At 62.5% G+C, this 17,165-nt stretch carries 14 protein-coding genes, 1 pseudogene and 1 riboswitch; of the genes and pseudogenes, 12 read left to right on the forward strand and 3 right to left on the reverse strand.

All coding sequences use genetic code 11. From position 1 onward, the window contains the following. Positions 1-107: 107 nt before the first annotated feature. Entirely contained in the window at positions 108-440 is a 333-nt protein-coding gene (locus ACLEJR_RS04040; protein WP_440812291.1) for a DMT family transporter, read from the reverse strand. A gap of 103 nt (positions 441-543) precedes the next feature. Between ACLEJR_RS04040 and ACLEJR_RS04045 the strand changes: the two are divergent. Both ACLEJR_RS04045 and waaA read left to right on the forward strand, forming a co-directional pair. Further along, a pseudogene (locus tag ACLEJR_RS04045) lies at positions 544-1,435 on the forward strand (LysR family transcriptional regulator). A 22-nt stretch (positions 1,436-1,457) separates the two neighbouring features. Then, on the forward strand, positions 1,458-2,732 hold the full coding sequence (gene waaA, locus ACLEJR_RS04050) for a lipid IV(A) 3-deoxy-D-manno-octulosonic acid transferase (protein ID WP_440812294.1): 1,275 nt from the start codon (positions 1,458-1,460) through the stop codon (positions 2,730-2,732). Positions 2,733-2,901: 169 nt separating this feature from the next. Here waaA and ACLEJR_RS04055 read toward each other — a convergent pair whose 3' ends face one another. After that, positions 2,902-4,341 (reverse strand): TolC family outer membrane protein, encoded by a 1,440-nt coding sequence (locus ACLEJR_RS04055; RefSeq protein ID WP_440797063.1) that lies wholly within the window; start codon positions 4,339-4,341, stop codon positions 2,902-2,904. A gap of 153 nt (positions 4,342-4,494) precedes the next feature. Next, a riboswitch (TPP riboswitch) is annotated at positions 4,495-4,600 on the forward strand. A 159-nt stretch (positions 4,601-4,759) separates the two neighbouring features. Here ACLEJR_RS04055 and thiC point away from each other — a divergent pair. Further along, positions 4,760-6,649 carry a phosphomethylpyrimidine synthase ThiC gene (gene thiC / locus ACLEJR_RS04060; protein ID WP_440812295.1) on the forward strand — a complete coding sequence of 630 codons (1,890 nt, stop codon included), beginning with the start codon at positions 4,760-4,762 and terminating at the stop codon, positions 6,647-6,649. A gap of 212 nt (positions 6,650-6,861) precedes the next feature. Then, on the forward strand, positions 6,862-8,154 hold the full coding sequence (gene cytX / locus ACLEJR_RS04065; protein WP_440812296.1) for a putative hydroxymethylpyrimidine transporter CytX: 1,293 nt from the start codon (positions 6,862-6,864) through the stop codon (positions 8,152-8,154). Here the strand turns inward: cytX and ACLEJR_RS04070 are convergent. Continuing rightward, positions 8,123-8,869 (reverse strand): DUF3298 domain-containing protein, encoded by a 747-nt coding sequence (locus tag ACLEJR_RS04070; RefSeq protein ID WP_440797069.1) that lies wholly within the window; start codon positions 8,867-8,869, stop codon positions 8,123-8,125. The genes cytX and ACLEJR_RS04070 overlap by 32 nt on opposite strands. A 214-nt stretch (positions 8,870-9,083) precedes the next feature. On the opposite strand from ACLEJR_RS04070, the gene ACLEJR_RS04075 reads away from it, so the two are divergent. The 8 genes from ACLEJR_RS04075 to ACLEJR_RS04110 all read left to right on the forward strand — a co-directional run bounded on the left by ACLEJR_RS04075 (position 9,084) and on the right by ACLEJR_RS04110 (position 17,157). Next, positions 9,084-9,701 carry an NUDIX domain-containing protein gene (locus ACLEJR_RS04075; protein ID WP_440797070.1) on the forward strand — a complete coding sequence of 206 codons (618 nt, stop codon included), beginning with the start codon at positions 9,084-9,086 and terminating at the stop codon, positions 9,699-9,701. Next, on the forward strand, positions 9,692-10,144 hold the full coding sequence (locus ACLEJR_RS04080; RefSeq protein ID WP_440797072.1) for a DUF1249 domain-containing protein: 453 nt from the start codon (positions 9,692-9,694) through the stop codon (positions 10,142-10,144). Before ACLEJR_RS04075 ends, ACLEJR_RS04080 begins: the two co-directional genes overlap by 10 nt. Before the next feature lie 113 nt (positions 10,145-10,257). Then, the gene (gene cpdA / locus ACLEJR_RS04085; RefSeq protein ID WP_440812512.1) at positions 10,258-11,073 is read left to right on the forward strand and encodes a 3',5'-cyclic-AMP phosphodiesterase; all 816 of its coding nucleotides are present in this window, start codon (positions 10,258-10,260) and stop codon (positions 11,071-11,073) included. A gap of 1,006 nt (positions 11,074-12,079) precedes the next feature. Further along, positions 12,080-12,436, forward strand: coding sequence for a DUF6124 family protein (locus tag ACLEJR_RS04090; protein WP_440812299.1), 357 nt, complete (start codon positions 12,080-12,082; stop codon positions 12,434-12,436). Between the two features lie 661 nt (positions 12,437-13,097). Next, positions 13,098-13,706, forward strand: a complete 609-nt coding sequence (locus ACLEJR_RS04095; protein ID WP_440796473.1) for a YqiA/YcfP family alpha/beta fold hydrolase — start codon at positions 13,098-13,100, stop codon at positions 13,704-13,706. A 42-nt stretch (positions 13,707-13,748) separates the two neighbouring features. Beyond that, positions 13,749-15,653 (forward strand): DNA topoisomerase IV subunit B, encoded by a 1,905-nt coding sequence (gene parE, locus ACLEJR_RS04100; RefSeq protein WP_440796474.1) that lies wholly within the window; start codon positions 13,749-13,751, stop codon positions 15,651-15,653. Next, positions 15,653-16,639, forward strand: a complete 987-nt coding sequence (locus ACLEJR_RS04105; protein WP_440812302.1) for an esterase-like activity of phytase family protein — start codon at positions 15,653-15,655, stop codon at positions 16,637-16,639. The genes parE and ACLEJR_RS04105 overlap by 1 nt, the downstream gene beginning before the upstream one ends. Continuing rightward, a complete protein-coding gene (locus tag ACLEJR_RS04110) occupies positions 16,636-17,157 on the forward strand; it encodes a retropepsin-like aspartic protease family protein (protein ID WP_440812305.1) in 522 nt (173 codons plus the stop codon). Before ACLEJR_RS04105 ends, ACLEJR_RS04110 begins: the two co-directional genes overlap by 4 nt. Positions 17,158-17,165 lie beyond the last annotated feature (8 nt).

Genomic DNA, 17,165 nt, shown 5'->3' on the forward strand with positions numbered 1-17,165 from the left:
AGCTTGCTCCCGCTGGGCCGCGAAGCGGTCCTCTTGGTGGGCGCTTCGCACCCAAGCGGGAGCAAGCTCCCTCGCCACAAGAAGCTGCTTCACCGCAGGGTGTCTGATCAATGCCCGGCGGTCTTCGAGAAGAGCTGGATGACCACGACCCCCAACACAATCAACGCCATCCCCAGCATGGCCGGCATGTCCAGTTTCTGCCCGTAGATGAACAGCGCGGCCACGCTGACCATGACGATGCCCATCCCGGCCCAGACTGCATACGCCACACCCACCGGAACAGTACGCACCACCAGAGTCAGCATCCAGAACGCAATGCCGTAGCCCGCGATGACCAGCACCAGGGGCAGGGGTGTGCTCAGGCCCTTCACCGCTTTCATCGAAACGGTGGCGATCACTTCGGCGCAGATGGCGATGGCCAGGTAGTAGTAAGCGTTCATGGGCAGTTCCTCTTTCCAGGTTGCGTCTTTCGATGGGGCGATTCTAGAGCTTGGACAGATGCGGTAAAGTGATCACCTATCTGTATTCGAGATAGGGTGCGTTATGAACGTTCACTGGAATCTGGAGCAACTGCGGTTGTTTGTCGGCGTCGCTGAAAAGCGCTCGTTTTCTGCGGTTGCTCGTGACCAGCGCAAGGCGCAATCGGCGATCAGCAGCGCGATAGCCCTGCTGGAAACCGACCTGGGCGTCAGCCTGTTCGAGCGCAGCAGCGGGCGTCAGCCGCAACTTACCGAGGCCGGTGCGGCGTTGCTGGAACAGGCGCGGGAAGTGTTGCGCCAGTGCGAACGCCTCAATGGTCGGGCCCAGGCCTTGATGCGCGGCCAGGAAGCGCGGCTGCGCCTGGCACAGGACGAGGCGATGCCGTACCAGCCGGTGATCGACAGCCTGGCGGCCTTGGCCGAGCAGTTCCCCACCCTCGAAGTGCAATTGGCGAGCGCCGCCCAGGGGGATGTGGCGCGCAAACTGGTGGAGCGTCGCGCCGACCTTGGGGCTGCTGTTCTACCACGAGCAGATTCCCGGAGAGCTGGAGCGTCGGGTGCTAGGAAGCGTAGAGATGGTGACCGTGTGTGGTCGCGGGCATCCCATGGCCCATTTGGACTACGTGACCTGCCTGGAAATGGCCCGGCACCGGCAGTTGCTGATGGCGACCCAATCCAGCGTCTACCCGGGCAGCGAGCAGGCCAGCCCGCAGGTCTGGCGCGCCGACAGTTTCTATGTCCTGGCCGAATGGCTGAGGAGCGGCCTGGGCTGGGCCTGGCTGCCGCGCCACGTGGTGCAATACCCGGCGTACCTGGGCGACATGGTCGAGCTCAATAGCGAATGGACCCCGCCGGCGCTGGTGGTGGAGCTGGTCTGGCGGCGCGACGAGCCCCTGGGCCCGGGGGCGCGCTGGTTGGCGGAACGTTTTGCCGTGCAGTTGCAGGCGATCGGTTGAAAAACCGATAAACTCCGCCGCCATGAACAGAACTCTCTATAGCGCGTTGTTTTATCTGGGGCTGCCACTGGTAGCGATTCGGCTGTGGTTGCGCTCGCGCAAGGCGCCGGCGTATGCCCGGCGTATCGGCGAGCGTTTCTCCTGGGGCTTGCCGGCCATGGTGCCGGGCGGCATCTGGGTCCATGCGGTATCGGTGGGTGAGAGCATTGCCGCCGCGCCGATGATCCGCGCCTTGCTGCAACGTTATCCACAGCTGCCGATCACCGTGACCTGCATGACGCCCACCGGTTCCGAGCGGATCCTCGCGTTATTCGCCAACGAGCCACGTATCCAGCATTGCTACCTGCCTTACGACTTGCCCTGCGCGGCCAAACGTTTTCTCGACCGGGTCCGACCGTCCCTCGCGGTGATCATGGAAACCGAGTTGTGGCCGAACCACATTCACCAGTGCGCCCGGCGCGGCATTCCGGTGGCGTTGGCGAACGCTCGGTTGTCGGAGCGTTCGGCCCGCGGTTACGCACGCTTTCCCAAATTGACCCGGCCAATGCTCGCCGAGATGAGCCTGTTCGCTGTCCAGACCGAAGCCGAGGCCGAGCGTTTTCGTCAGTTGGGCGCCCGGGCCGAAACCGTCGAGGTCACGGGCTCGATCAAGTTCGATCTGACCATCGACCCGCAACTGCTCGAAAGCGCCAGTGCCTTGCGCCGCCAATGGCAAGCCACCGAGCGCCCGGTGTGGATCGCCGCCAGCACCCACGAAGGTGAGGACGAAGTGGTGCTGGCCGCCCACCGGCAGTTGCTCGACAGCTACCCCGATGCGTTGTTGATCCTGGTGCCGCGCCATCCGGAGCGGTTCGACTCGGTCCATCAACTGTGCCAGAGCCGAGGCTTCGCCACGGTCCGGCGCTCCAGCGCCCAGCCGGTCGGCACGCAGACCTCTGTGCTGCTGGGCGACACCATGGGCGAGTTGCTGTTTCTCTATGCGCTGGCCGACAGCGCGTTCGTCGGTGGCAGCCTGGTGCCCAATGGCGGGCACAATCTGCTGGAGCCGGCGGCGCTGGCCAAGCCGGTGTTGAGTGGCCCGCACCTGTTCAACTTCCTTGAAATCGCCGCGCAATTGCGCAGCGCCGCAGCGTTGCAGGAAGTCGAAGACGCCGAAAGCCTGGCTCTGGCCGTACAACGCCTGTTCGAACTGCCCCGCGATGCCCAGCGCATGGCCGAGGCGGGGCTTGCGGTGATGCGCCGTAACCAGGGGGCATTGCAGCGGTTGTTGGATGGTTTGGGGCGGTTGATCGGCTGAATGTACCCACATCTGCCGAGAACGCTGTTGTAGCGAGGGAGCTTGCTTGTGGCGAGAGAGCTTGCTCCCGCTGGGCCGCGGAGCGGTCCTCGCTCTTGGTGGGCGCTTCGCACCCAAGCGGGAGCAAGCTCCCTCGCCACAACTGCGCTTTGCCTTTAGGGCAAGGGATTTACTGCGCCGGCCGCGAGCGCAACTGCTCCGCCGCTGCCTGCGCCAGGTCCGGCGGCAGGAAGTCCTTGTCCGGGTTGTAGTCGGGCTTGAGGTAGCGCGACAGGTCCTGCAAGTCGGCCGGGCTCAGGGTGCCGGCGGCCTGCTTGAGGCGCAGGTTGTCGAGGATGTAGTCGTAGCGGGCATTGTTGTAGTTGCGCACCGAGGTGTACAGCTGGCGCTGGGCATCCAGCACATCGACGATGTTGCGCGTGCCCACCTGGTAACCGATCTCCGTGGCCTCCACTGCGCTCTGGTTGGAAATGATTGACTGGCGCCGGGCCTGGACCTGCTCCACATCGGTGTTCACCGCACGGTGCAGGTTGCGGGTGTTTTCCACCACCTGCCGGCGCAGGCCTTCGCGCTGCTGTTCGGTCTGGGTCAGTTGCGAGTAGGACTCGCGGACCTGGGAGCTGGTCAGCCCGCCGCTGTAGATCGGGATATTCAATTGCAAGGCCAGGGTGCGCTGCTCGACGTCGCCGCCATAAGGCCGGCCAATGGTGTTCGGATTACTGAACCCCAGGGCGTCGTTGTCACCTTTCTCATACTTCGCCACGGCGTCCAGGGTCGGCGCGTGGCCGGCCTTGCGCTGGCGCAGGGTGTCTTCGGCGGCATCGACCGCGTAGTTGCTGGCCAGCAGGTTGAGGTTCTGCCTGGCAGCGGTGTCGACCCAGGCCTTGGCGTCGTTCGGGGTCGGCGGCAGGATCGGCAGGGTGTGGACGATGCCTTGGATCGAGTTGTACTGGCGGTTGGTCAGGGTGATCAGCGCTTCAAAAGCGTCTTCGACCTGGCGTTGGGCGAGGATCCGGTTGGCCCGGGCGGTGTCATAGCTGGCCTGGGATTGCAGCACGTCGGTCTTGTCCGACAGGCCCACGTCGAAGCGTTCGTTGGACTGGTCGAGCTGGCGCTTGAATGCCGCTTCTTCAGCCTTGGTCGAGGCCAGGTTGTCTTGGCTGCGCAGCACGTTGAAATAACTTTCGGCGCTTTGCAGGATCATGTTCTGCTCGGTGGCCGACAGTTGTAGCGAGGCCTGTTCATTCACCGACTTGGCAGCCTGGAACTGGAACCAGCGATCGGCACGAAACAGCGGCTGGGACAGCGTCGCCTGGTACGAGCGGGCGCTGCGGGTCGCAATGGCGGCCGGCTGGTCGATATCAGTGCGCACGTTGGCGACTTCGGCGCCGCCGGACAAATTGGGCAGCAAGCCGGCGCGAGCCTGGGGCACCACCTCCTTCCGGGCGCCGTACTGGGCACGGGCGGCGGCGAGGTCGGCGTTGTTGTCCACCGCCTCTTGATACACGCTTACCAGATCGGTCTTGGTGGTGAGGGGCGCTTCGGCCGCCCAGGCCAGTCCATTGGACGCACAAGACACGGCGAGGGCCAGTGAGAGTTTGCGCAGCATGAGGCGATCCCTATTTCACGATGAGTGCGCACAAGAGGCGCGGCGTAGCGAGTGTAGTTGCGCGCAGGCACGGCAACAATCCTGTATATGCGCCATTCATCACGCCTTTTGCTGCGGCGATGGCGTTCTCTGGTGGTTGTGTCTAGACTGGCCAGGTTCTTGTCGGGGTGCCTTGCTATGAGGCTGAGATCGAATAATTTCGGATCCCGTTGAACCTGATCAGGTTAGCGCCTGCGTAGGGAACAAGATTTCTCGTCACCCGGCGAGTCCTCTTGTGCTTCGTCCGGGATGTCGTTCGATCATCGAACCGTCTTGCATCAAGCACAGCATCCACACAACCGTGATGGGATGCGTCCATTCGTTACAGGTTCGCTCCGACAAAAATCCACTGCCTGGATGTGTGTCTGGAGAACCCGTGATGACGACAAAATCAAAAAACGCGATCAACCTCAGTGATTCGGCCCAGGTCGATCAGCAATCGGTTCAGCCTTTTACCCGCTCGCAAAAAATCTACGTCCAGGGCAGCCGCCCGGATATCCGCGTGCCCATGCGCGAGATCAGCCTCGACGTGACCCCGACCGACTTCGGCGGCGAGATCAACGCGCCGGTAATGGTCTATGACACCTCGGGCCCCTACACCGACCCGAATGTGATCATCGATGTGCGCAAAGGCCTGGCCGACGTCCGCTCGCCGTGGATCGAAGCCCGTGGCGACACCGAGCGCCTGGCCGGGCTGAGCTCCAACTTCGGCCAGCAGCGTCTGGCCGACCCCGAGCTCACCCAGCTGCGTTTTGCCCACGTGAACAATCCGCGTCGGGCCAAGCCCGGCGCCAACGTCAGCCAGATGCACTACGCACGCAAGGGCATCATCACCGCCGAGATGGAATACGTCGCCATCCGCGAAAACATGAAGCTGGAAGTGGCCCGCGCCGCCGGCCTGCTTGACCAGCAACACGCCGGCCACAGCTTCGGCGCCAGCATCCCGAAGGTCATCACCCCGGAATTCGTCCGCGACGAAATTGCCCGTGGTCGCGCGATCATCCCGGCCAACATCAACCACACCGAACTGGAACCGATGATCATCGGCCGCAACTTCCTGGTGAAGATCAACGGCAACATCGGCAACAGCGCCCTGGGCTCGTCCATCGAAGAAGAGGTGGCGAAACTGACCTGGGGCATCCGCTGGGGCTCGGACACGGTCATGGACCTGTCCACCGGCAAGCACATCCACGAAACCCGCGAGTGGATCATCCGCAACTCGCCGGTGCCGATCGGCACCGTGCCGATCTACCAGGCCCTGGAAAAAGTCGGCGGCGTGGCCGAGGACCTGACCTGGGAGCTGTTCCGCGACACGCTGATCGAACAGGCCGAGCAGGGCGTCGACTACTTCACCATTCACGCCGGCGTGCTGCTGCGCTATGTACCGATGACCGCCAAGCGCGTCACCGGCATCGTCAGCCGTGGCGGCTCGATCATGGCCAAGTGGTGCCTGGCGCACCACAAGGAAAACTTCCTCTACACGCATTTCGAAGACATTTGCGAAATCATGAAGGCCTACGACGTCAGCTTCTCGCTGGGCGATGGCCTGCGTCCGGGCTCGATTGCCGATGCCAACGACGAAGCGCAGTTCGGCGAGCTGGAAACCCTCGGTGAGTTGACCAAGATCGCCTGGAAGCACGACGTGCAATGCATGATCGAAGGCCCGGGCCACGTGCCGATGCAGCTGATCAAGGAGAACATGGACAAGCAGCTCGAATGCTGCGACGAGGCCCCGTTCTATACCCTCGGCCCGCTGACCACCGACATCGCGCCGGGCTACGACCACATCACCTCCGGCATCGGTGCGGCGATGATCGGCTGGTTCGGCTGCGCCATGCTCTGCTACGTGACTCCGAAGGAGCACCTGGGCCTGCCGAACAAGGATGACGTGAAGACCGGGATCATCACCTACAAGATCGCCGCCCATGCGGCCGACCTTGCAAAAGGTCACCCCGGTGCGCAGATCCGCGACAACGCCTTGAGCAAGGCACGCTTCGAGTTTCGCTGGGAAGACCAGTTCAACCTCGGCCTGGACCCGGACACCGCCCGCGCGTACCACGACGAAACGCTGCCGAAGGACTCGGCCAAGGTCGCGCACTTCTGCTCGATGTGCGGGCCGAAGTTCTGCTCGATGAAAATCACCCAGGAAGTCCGTGAGTACGCGGCCAACCAGCGCATCGAAGCGGTGGATGTGGACGTCGCCCAAGGGATGGCGGAACAGGCTGAGCGGTTCAAGCAGGAAGGTAGTCAGCTTTACAAGAAAGTGTGATCCGGGCGGTGTTCACAAGAGCACCGCTAACCCCTGTGGCGAGGGAGCTTGCTCCCGCTCGGCTGCGAAGCAGCCGCAAGACCGGCACCGCGATTCCGAATGGCAGGACGCGGTGTCTGAATTGGGTCTGCTGCGCAGACCAGCGGGAGCAAGCTCCCTCGCCACGAGGACGATCATCGACCCAAAACCATAATCTCCTTTGAGATCTCTCTGTGAACATCCAACCCAGCACCTACGCCCCCGGCATCGCCGTCCCCTTGGACAAGCGCGTATTCGGCGCCCGTGATCTGTTCTCCCTGTGGTTCTCCTTAGGCATCGGCCTGATGGTCTTGCAGGTCGGGGCCCTGTTGGCGCCGGGCCTGGGCCTGAGTGGTTCGTTGCTGGCGATTGTCCTCGGCACGCTGGTAGGCGTCCTGCTGCTGGCGGCCGTCGGCGTGATCGGCAGCGACACCGGCCTGTCGGCGATGGCCGCCCTCAAGCTCAGCCTCGGCAGCCAGGGCGCGAGCGTACCGGCGATATTGAACCTGTTGCAGCTGATCGGCTGGGGCTCGTTCGAAATTATCGTCATGCGCGACGCTGCCAGCCTGCTCGGCGCCCGGGCCTTCAGTGAAGGCAGTCTGGGCTCGAACCCGCTACTGTGGACGTTGTTCTTCGGCGCGCTGGCGACTCTGCTGGCGGTGAGCGGGCCGCTGACCTTCGTGCGCAAGGTACTGCGCAAATGGGGCATCTGGCTGCTGCTGGCGGCGTGCATCTGGCTGACCTGGAACCTGTTCGCCAAGGCCGATCTGGCGGCGCTGTGGGCCCAGGCGGGTGACGGCTCGATGCCGCTGGCGGTGGGGTTCGATATCGCCATTGCCATGCCGCTGTCCTGGCTGCCGCTGATCGCCGACTACTCGCGCTTCGGCCAGCGCGCCAAAAACGTGTTCGGCGGTACCGCGCTGGGCTTCTTCATCGGTAACGTCTGGCTGATGAGCCTGGGCGTCGCCTACACCCTGGCGTTCGCGCCGAGCGGGGAAGTCAATGCGTTGCTGCTGGCCCTGGCCGGCGCCGGGCTGGGCATCCCGTTGCTGCTGATTCTGCTGGATGAGTCGGAAAACGCCTTCGCCGACATTCACTCGGCGGCGGTGTCCAGCGGCATGCTCTCGGGGTTGAAGGTCGAACACTTGGCGTTGGCGATTGGCCTGATCTGCACCTTGATCGCCTGCTTCGCGCCGTTGGCCCAGTACCAGAATTTCCTGTTGTTGATCGGCTCGGTGTTCGCGCCGCTGTTCGGCGTGGTGTTGGTGGACCACTTTATCTTACGCAAACGCAGCAGCCAGGTGGCGTCGGCCGCGTTGCGCTGGCCGGCACTGTTGGCCTGGCTGGGTGGGGTGAGCACTTATCACGTGCTCGCCAATGTCTATCCAGACATCGGCGCGACCCTGCCGTCACTCATGCTGGCAGGGCTGCTGCAACTGCTGCTGGGCCGGGCGTTCAGCTACGGCCGGGGAACAGCTCGGGCTTGAGGATACCGTTGAGGCGCGGGTAGGCGATCTTCAGTTCGATGTGGCCCAGTGCGTAGGGGGCGATGGTGCTGGTTTCGTACTTGAGGATCACCCCGCCGTAGGTCAGCGCGATGTGCGGGGTTTTCTGGAAGTGCCACTGTTTCAGGAAGTCGGGTTCCTGATCCAGTTTGGTGCTGATCAACCAGCTGTTATGGGCCACTTGCGCGGCTTTCCAGAACGCTTCTTCCTGGCCGGGCAGCAGCATGTCCGACAGCGTCAGCACCTTGTGCTGCTGGCGCGAATAGTTGATGAAGCCACGGCCAGGCGTGCCGTGGGCGCCGCCGGTGTCCAGGTAGCTGGACAGCTCGATGATCACCAGGCCGTCATGCTGCTCGCGTACCTTGGCTTGCAAGTAGCTGCTGTTACGCGGCCCGGCGCTGCGCAAAAATTGCTCGCGGTAGGCCGCCAGGGTCGGTGCCGCCGGGGCGTCCGGGCTGGTGCGGGTCATTTGCAGCAGGCGTTTTTCGATGATGCTGTCCAGGGCCGGCTCGGCGGGAAAGTGCAGGGTGTCGATATTCACCAGCGGGCAATCGGCGCTGGCACAACCGGGCTGCAATTGCTCCGAGGCGTCGCGGGTGGTTTCCAGCGGTGCGCGGTAGTTGGGTTGGAACAGACTCTGGCAAGCCCCCAGGGTCAAGGCAATGGCGGCCACTGAGGCGGTTTTGAAAAGCGACATGGGCGTCCTTCATGGAACAGGGAAAGGCAAAAAGTTACCCGCTTCGACTGTCGGCAGGGCAATCAGTTCGCCACTAAGCTAATTAGAGTTCTTTCATCTTCTGCCGTCTATCCCGATGAGTGGAAAGGGGCTGCATCAAACACAACGGGCGCGTTAGGATGGCGCGAAGCCGAGGTAGGAACCTCGTCCCGAGCCATTGCACACGAGGATAGTCATGACCGATTTCGCCAGCGCCGCGCCGACCACCGTGGACATCGTCAAGCGTGAAACCTGCTTCAAGGGTTTCTACAAGCTCGACCGCCTCGTGCTGCGCCACGAGTTGTTTGCCGGAGGCATGAGCCGCGAGATCAACCGTGAACTGTTCGTGCGCCATGACGCGGTGTGTGTGTTGCCTTACGACCCGCAGCGCGACGAAGTGGTACTGATCGAACAGTTTCGCGTCGGCGCAATCGGCAAGACGACCAACCCTTGGCTGGTGGAACTGGTGGCCGGCCTGATCGACAAGGACGAGCAACCGGAAGAAGTTGCTCATCGCGAGGCGCAGGAGGAAGCTGGGCTGGCATTCGCTGCATTGTGGCCGATGACCAAATATTTTCCATCGCCGGGGGGCAGCAACGAATTCGTGCATTTGTACCTGGGGCGTTGCGACAGCACTGACGCGGGCGGCCTGCATGGGTTGGTGGAAGAAGCCGAAGATATTCGCGTGAAGGTCTGGGCTTACGAAGACGCCCTGCAAGCGGTGCGCGACGGGCGTATCTGCAACGCGGCCAGCATCATTGCCTTGCAATGGCTGGCCTTGAACCGCGAAGAAGTGAGGGGGCTATGGTCTTAAACAAGCTACGCGATCGTTATCGCGTCGATCTGGTGGGTTTGCAGGCCGCCTGTGAGGCCAACTACGCCCGCCTGATGCGCTTGTTGCCGGACATGCGCAGCGAGCCGGCACCGCGACGCATTGCCGTGACCCACGGCGATCAGATGCTCGGCGTGCTGGCGCTCGAAGTGCTGCAAACCTGTCCCTACACCACCACCTTGCAAGTGCGCCAGGAACACAGCCTGCCGTGGCTGCCGGTGCCGCAACTGGAGGTCCAGGTCTATCACGACGCGCGCATGGCCGAAGTGGTCAGCGCCGAACATGCACGACGCTTTCGCGGCATCTATCCTTATCCCAATGCCTCGATGCACCAGCCGGATGAAAAGGCCCAGTTGAATCTGTTTCTGGGTGAATGGTTGAGTCATTGCCTGGCGCTGGGCCACGAGTTCGAAGTCGTTCGCTAGCGGGTGTCCTGTTGTGTCTGTGAACCGGTTCCGGTTCGCGGGTTTCCCCTTTCGACTATCCCCAGCATAATTGCGGCTTCATCCAACGGCGTGAGCGCCTGGGAGTGAGCGATTTGCCGAGCGTATCCACCTTGACCAGCGCCGATGCGGCGTTGCTGGTCCAACTCTCCGACAGCCACCTGTACGCCGAGGCCGATGCCTCGTTGCTGGGCATGAACACCCGCGACAGCCTGCGGGCGGTGATCGACCTGGTGCTCAAGCAGCAGCCGGACATTGATCTGTTGCTCGCCACGGGCGACTTGTCCCAGGACGGCACGCTGCAATCCTACGAAGCGTTCCGGCAGATGAGCGGGCGGATCGACGCGCCGGCGCGCTGGATTCCCGGTAATCATGACGAGCCGCAGGTCATGCTGGAGGCGGCGGTGAAGAGCACGCTGCTCGATCCGGTGGTGGATATCGGCAATTGGCGGATCACGCTGCTGGACTCTGCGGTGCCGGGTTCGGTGCCGGGGTTTCTGGCTGAGGAACAGCTCATTCTGCTGGCCAATGCCTTGAGCGAAGCGCCACAGCGGCATCATCTGGTGTGCCTGCATCATCATCCGGTGTCGATTGGTTGTGCGTGGATGGAGCCGATCGGCTTGCGAAATCCTGAAGCGCTGTTTGCGGTGCTGGATCGGTTTCCCCAGGTGCGGGCGGTGTTGTGGGGGCATGTGCATCAGGAGGTGGATCAGGAGCGCAATGGGGTGCGGTTGTTGGCTTCGCCTTCGACGTGCATTCAGTTCGAGCCGGGGAGTGAGGATTTTGCGGTGGGGGAGCAGGCGCCGGGGTATCGGTGGTTGCGGCTTTGGCCGGATGGGCGGTTGGAGACGGGGGTTGAGCGGGTGGTTGGGTTTGCGTTTTCTGTTGATTACGAATCCGATGGGTATTGACCCACTTGCCTATTGATCAACCCGTGGGAGCAAAGCTTGTTCGCGATGGCGGCGTCATAGTCGACCTGGATTTCCGGGTACATATCCATTGCTGCGGTAACGGCCGCTTAGGGTTCCGCCCTGACGGCGGGTCACTTTTGATAAGGCGCCAAAAGTAACCAAAAGCGCCTCGCCCCACCACTGGGCACCTCGCTTACGCTCGGTGTTCCCTCACTCCGGCATTGCTCCGTGGGCCCGCCGCGATGGGCCATCCATGGCCCTGCGCGGCTATCCCGGCATCCATGCCGGGTTGCCCACTACGCAATGCCTGCGTTCGGCCCTTGTGGTTGATGGGGCGCCCAGATCAAAAGCCAAAGCAAAGCAAAAGCAAGGCGGCCTAACGGCCGACCTCTCTCTCGGTCGTAACCCAATCAAACTGTGGGAGCGAGCCTGCTCGCGAGGCGGCCTGACAGTCGACCGATGTCTCCGGTCTTACCCAGATACAACTGTGGGAGCGGGCTTGCTCGCGAAGACGTCAGCACATCCAACACTAATGCAAGCTGAACCACCGTCTTCGTGAGCAAGCCCGCTCCCACAGGTTTTTACCCTGCTCGGAAAACTGATAAACAGCCACCGCCCCCCTCTGTGGGAGCGAGCTTGCTCGCGATGACTGCCCGAAAGCCGACCAAAATGTGTGGGAATGGTCGGACACATTTTTGATTCAGGCAGATTTTTCCGACGAGTTCTGGCGGTTGCCGGGTGGGAAGGGCGCTCGTTAGCCTCGGGTTGTCGCTGCCAATTCAGCGACCGGGCCTGGAAACCCGATGAGTAAAAGGCAAATCAGCGAGTCACGTGCGATACTGCGGCGCTTTGAGCGTTCAGTCCTGCGTTATGGCGGCTGTGCGCGGGAGACTTTCGAGTCTACCGGGTTTCCTTTTACCTTGGTTTTCCAGCCCGCGCATAGCTGCCACCCTCTCGCCTGGAAACGGGAGATGGCGGTTCCACTACGAAAAAAGGAAACTGCACCATGTTCAAAGCCACACCCAATCCACCAGAAAACGCCTCTACCTCAGCCGAAGCCGGCTCCGATTCGAAGAAAATCGACGAAGTCACCGAACGCGTCCTGAACCATTACCTCGACCCAAAACGCCAACCCAAGAAAAAACCCATGCCGGGCCAGTTGTTCACCGTCGTGGAGGGTCTCGACAGCGAAACGCTGTTGGCCAATCTCAGCGAAACCCTGGCCTCAGCCAACGCCATGCTAGATGACCTGACCTTTGACCTGGACGGATCACGCCGACGCATTGCCTTGGGTGTCCAGCAGATGATCGAACTCAGTGAGTTATTGGCGAATCGGGCATTGGATATCGTTGACCCGCGCTGACGTCGAACCATTCGACATTGATGTAGCCTGACCTATCGCCATCGCGAGCAAGCTCGCTCCCACAATGGGATCGCAGGGTAGCCGGGAGAGACAGGCCGGCTGTCAGGTCGCCTTCGCGGGCAAGCCCGCTCCCACAGGTGAATCCAGGTACGGCGGGGAGAAACAGGTCGGCTTTAAAACCGCTTTGCTTTGCTTTGCTTTGCTTTGCTTTGCGTTGCTTTGGCTTTTGATCTTGAACGCCCCATCAACCACAAGGGCCGAACGCAGGCGTTGCGTAGTGGGCAACCCGGCATGGATGCCGGGTTAGCCGCGCAGGGCCATGGATGGCCCATCGCGGCGGGCCCACGGAGCAATGCCGGAGTGAGGGAACACCGAGCGTAAGCGAGGTGCCCAGTGGTGGGGCAAGAGCGTTTTGCTTACTTTTGCGCTTCTCAAAAGTAAGCCGCCGTAAGGGCGGAACCCTAAGCGGCCGTTACCGCAGAAATGGATATGTACCCGGAAATCCAGATCGACCATGACACAGCCATCGCGAGCAAGCTCGCTCCCACAATTGGATCGGAGTACAGCTGATAGAGAAGGTCCGGCGATAAGGCCAAATCCCCCCAAACCACCCCAATCTCCCTGTAAACTCCGGCCTTTGCCCCCGACACAGGAAGTTGGCATGTCCGCCTCGATCCTCTACATCCACGGCTTCAACAGCGCCCCCGCCTCGACCAAGGCCCGCCAGCTCATCGCCGTGATGACCCGCCTGGGCCTGGCCGACCGACTGCAAGTGCCGGCCCTGCACCACCACCCCCGCGAAGCCATGGCCCAGCTGGAACAAGCGATTACACAACTGGGTTGCCCGCTGCTGGTCGGCAGCTCGCTCGGCGGCTACTATGCCACTCACCTGGCCGAGCGCCACGGCCTCAAGGCGTTGCTGATCAACCCGGCCGTCAGCCCCCATCGTATGTTCGATGGCTACCTGGGCCCACAGAAGAATCTGTACACCGACGAAACCTGGGACCTGACCCTCGACCACGTCACAACCCTGGCCGAATTGGAAGTGCCGGCGCCCCAGGATCCGCAGCGGTTTCAGGTATGGTTGCAAACCGGTGACGAAACGCTGGATTATCGCCACGCCCAGCAGTATTACCGCGCCTGTGCCTTGCGCATCCAGGCTGGCGGCGACCACAGTTATCAGGGGTTTGCCCAGCAACTGCCAGCGCTGTTGAGCTTTGCCGGCATAGGCGCCGATTTGTATCAGGCGATCGATTTCACCTCGCTGTGAGCCATCGCCCTTTTTTCATTTGAACACTGACGACGAGACCCCATGGCCACTCCCAGCGCTAGCTCTTATAACGCAGACGCCATCGAAGTCCTCTCGGGCCTCGACCCGGTGCGCAAGCGCCCCGGCATGTATACCGACACCAGTCGGCCGAACCACCTCGCCCAGGAAGTCATCGACAACAGTGTCGACGAAGCCTTGGCCGGGCATGCCAAGTCGGTGCAGGTCATCCTGCACGCCGACCATTCGCTGGAAGTCAGCGATGACGGGCGCGGCATGCCGGTGGACATCCACCCCGAAGAGGGCGTGTCGGGCGTCGAGCTGATCCTGACCAAGCTCCACGCGGGCGGTAAGTTTTCCAATAAGAACTACCAGTTCTCCGGCGGTCTGCACGGGGTGGGTATTTCCGTGGTCAACGCCTTGTCGACCCAGGTCCGGGTGCGGGTCAAGCGCGACGGCAACGAGTACCAGATGACCTTCGCCGATGGCTTCAAGGCCACCGAGCTGGAAGTGGTGGGTACCGTTGGCAAGCGCAATACCGGGACCAGCGTGTATTTCGCCCCGGATCCGAAATATTTCGATTCGCCGAAGTTTTCTGTCACTCGCCTCAAGCACGTTCTCAAGGCCAAGGCCGTGTTGTGTCCGGGGCTGCTGGTCAGCTTCGAAGACAAGGCCACCGGCGAGAAAGTCGAATGGCACTACGAAGATGGCCTGCGCTCGTATCTGGTGGACGCGGTCAGCGGCTTCGAACGCCTGCCCAACGAACCATTCTGCGGCAGCCTGGCCGGTAACAAGGAAGCCGTGGACTGGGCGCTGTTGTGGCTGCCCGAGGGCGGCGAAAGCGTCCAGGAAAGCTACGTCAACCTGATCCCCACGGCCCAGGGCGGCACTCATGTCAACGGCTTGCGCCAAGGCTTGCTCGATGCAATGCGTGAGTTCTGTGAGTTCCGCAACCTGCTGCCCCGCGGTGTGAAGCTGGCGCCGGAAGACGTCTGGGAACGCATCGCCTTTGTATTGTCGATGAAGATGCAGGAACCGCAATTCTCCGGCCAGACCAAGGAGCGACTGTCGTCCCGCGAGGCGGCGGCGTTTGTTTCCGGGGTGGTCAAGGACGCCTTCAGCCTGTGGCTCAACGCCAATCCGGAAACCGGCCTGGCCCTGGCGGAGCTGGCGATCAGCAACGCCGGTCGCCGGCTCAAGGCCAGCAAGAAGGTCGAACGTAAACGCATCACCCAGGGCCCGGCATTGCCAGGCAAGCTCGCCGATTGCGCCGGGCAGGATCCGATGCGCTCCGAGCTGTTCCTGGTGGAAGGTGACTCCGCCGGCGGTTCGGCCAAGCAAGCGCGGGACAAAGAGTTCCAGGCGATCCTGCCGCTACGGGGCAAGATCCTCAACACCTGGGAAGTGGACGGCAGCGAAGTGCTGGCGAGCCAGGAAGTTCACAACATCGCCGTCGCCATCGGTGTCGATCCGGGCGCCGAGGACATGAGCCAGCTGCGTTACGGCAAGATCTGCATCCTGGCCGACGCCGACTCCGATGGCCTGCACATTGCAACGTTGCTGTGCGCCTTGTTCGTCCAGCATTTCCGTCCGCTGGTGGACGCCGGTCACGTGTACGTCGCGATGCCGCCGCTGTACCGCATCGACCTGGGCAAGGAGATCTACTACGCCCTGGACGAGGCCGAGCGCGACGGCATCCTTGACCGCCTGGTGGCCGAGAAGAAGCGCGGCAAGCCGCAGGTCACCCGATTCAAAGGTCTGGGCGAGATGAACCCGCCGCAGCTGCGTGAAACCACCATGGATCCGAACACTCGCCGCCTGGTGCAGTTGACCCTGGAAGATTTCGAGGCGACCTCGGAAATGATGGACATGCTGCTGGCGAAGAAGCGTGCGGGCGATCGCAAATCCTGGCTCGAATCCAAAGGCGACCTGGCCGAGGTGCTGGCCTGATGCGCAATGGGTTCGCCCTGGTTGTGTTGTTGTGGGCGGGGTTTGCGGTGGCGGGGCCGGCGCCGGAACTGAAGTTGCTGTCCGAGCACGCCGTCGAGGGCATGCGCGGCGGCAACCTGTCCGGGTTGGCGAGGTGCGGCAGCGAGTTGTGGACGGTGTCCGATCGCGATGATGATCGTATCTATCGTCTGGACACGTCCGATGCAAAGGTCTGGCAGGCCCAGGCGCTGGTCATCGACGTGCCGCAGGTGCCTGACAACGGCTTGCCTTGGGGCCTGCGTTCACGGACCTGGGCGGCATCGTTCCTGCGCGGTGGGTCACTGGATTTCGAAGGCATCAGTTGCGACAGCGCCGGCAATCGCTATGTGGTCAGCGAGGCCTATGCAGCGGTGTTGCAAGTGCCGCCGACAGGCGAGGCGTCCTGGCTGAAAGTTGCCCCGGCACTGATTCGCCAGGCCCGGGCTAGCGGCATGCTGCTGCATTTCAATGCGCTGTTCGAAGGCTTGGCGGTAAACCCGGCTGGCGACCAACTCTGGCTGGCCGCCGAACGTGAACGTCGCGGCCTGCTGCTGATCAAGCGTCAGCAAACGGTGTGGGATTGCGACGGCAATTGCGTGCTGTTGAGCGAAGCGGGGCTGGAGATGCAGCCGGCGCAGTTCCCCAAGGCCAGACCGGTTTCCCGGGATTTCGCCGATATTTCGCTGTTCGACGGCAAGCTGTTTACCCTGGAGCGCAACGCCTTCCAGGTCTGCCGGCGTGACCCGCAAAGTGCCAAGGTGGAGCGTTGCTGGTCGTTTGCTGCCGAGGCGTTGCAGGAGAATCGCCGCTATAGGCAGAACTTCGGCCTGGCCGAGGCGCTGGTGGTGGATGCCGAGGGCGCCTGGATCGGCCTGGACAACAACGACGGGCGACGGGCCGATGGCGAAGAGCGACCGATTGTCTGGCGTTTTGCCGCGCCGGACGGTGGCTGGAGCGCTTCGCCATGAGACAGCAGCCACCGGGCAAGCGCGCCGGTCGTGTGCTGATGATCCTGGCCTGGTGTGCAGCGCTGTTCTTGGCTACGCGTTTTTTTGCACAGTTGGAGCAGCGCCAGCAGAACCCCAACACCCAGGTGTATTCGCAACGGGGTGAGGGATTTATAGAGGTGAAGCTGGTTGGCAATACCCAGGGGCATTTTGTTGCCAGCGGCCAGATCAACGGCGAGCCGGTGGATTTCATGCTCGACACCGGCGCCACCGACGTGGCGATCCCGGTGGAATTGGCCGAGCGCCTCGGGCTGGAAAAAGGTTTCGGCGTGACCTTGAGCACGGCCAACGGCTTGAGCGAGGGCTATCGCACCCGCATCGACCGGCTGCAACTGGGCGACATTGTCTTGCGTGATGTCCGGGCCCTGGTGGCGCCAGGCCTGGGTGGCACGCAGGTGCTGCTGGGCATGAGCGCTCTGAACAAACTTGAATTTACCCAGCGCGGCGGCACCATGCTGCTGCGCCAGACAACGAACTGATGAGGCCC

The organism is Pseudomonas sp. SMN5, from assembly GCF_052041925.1.
Classification (GTDB): Bacteria; Pseudomonadota; Gammaproteobacteria; order Pseudomonadales; family Pseudomonadaceae; genus Aquipseudomonas.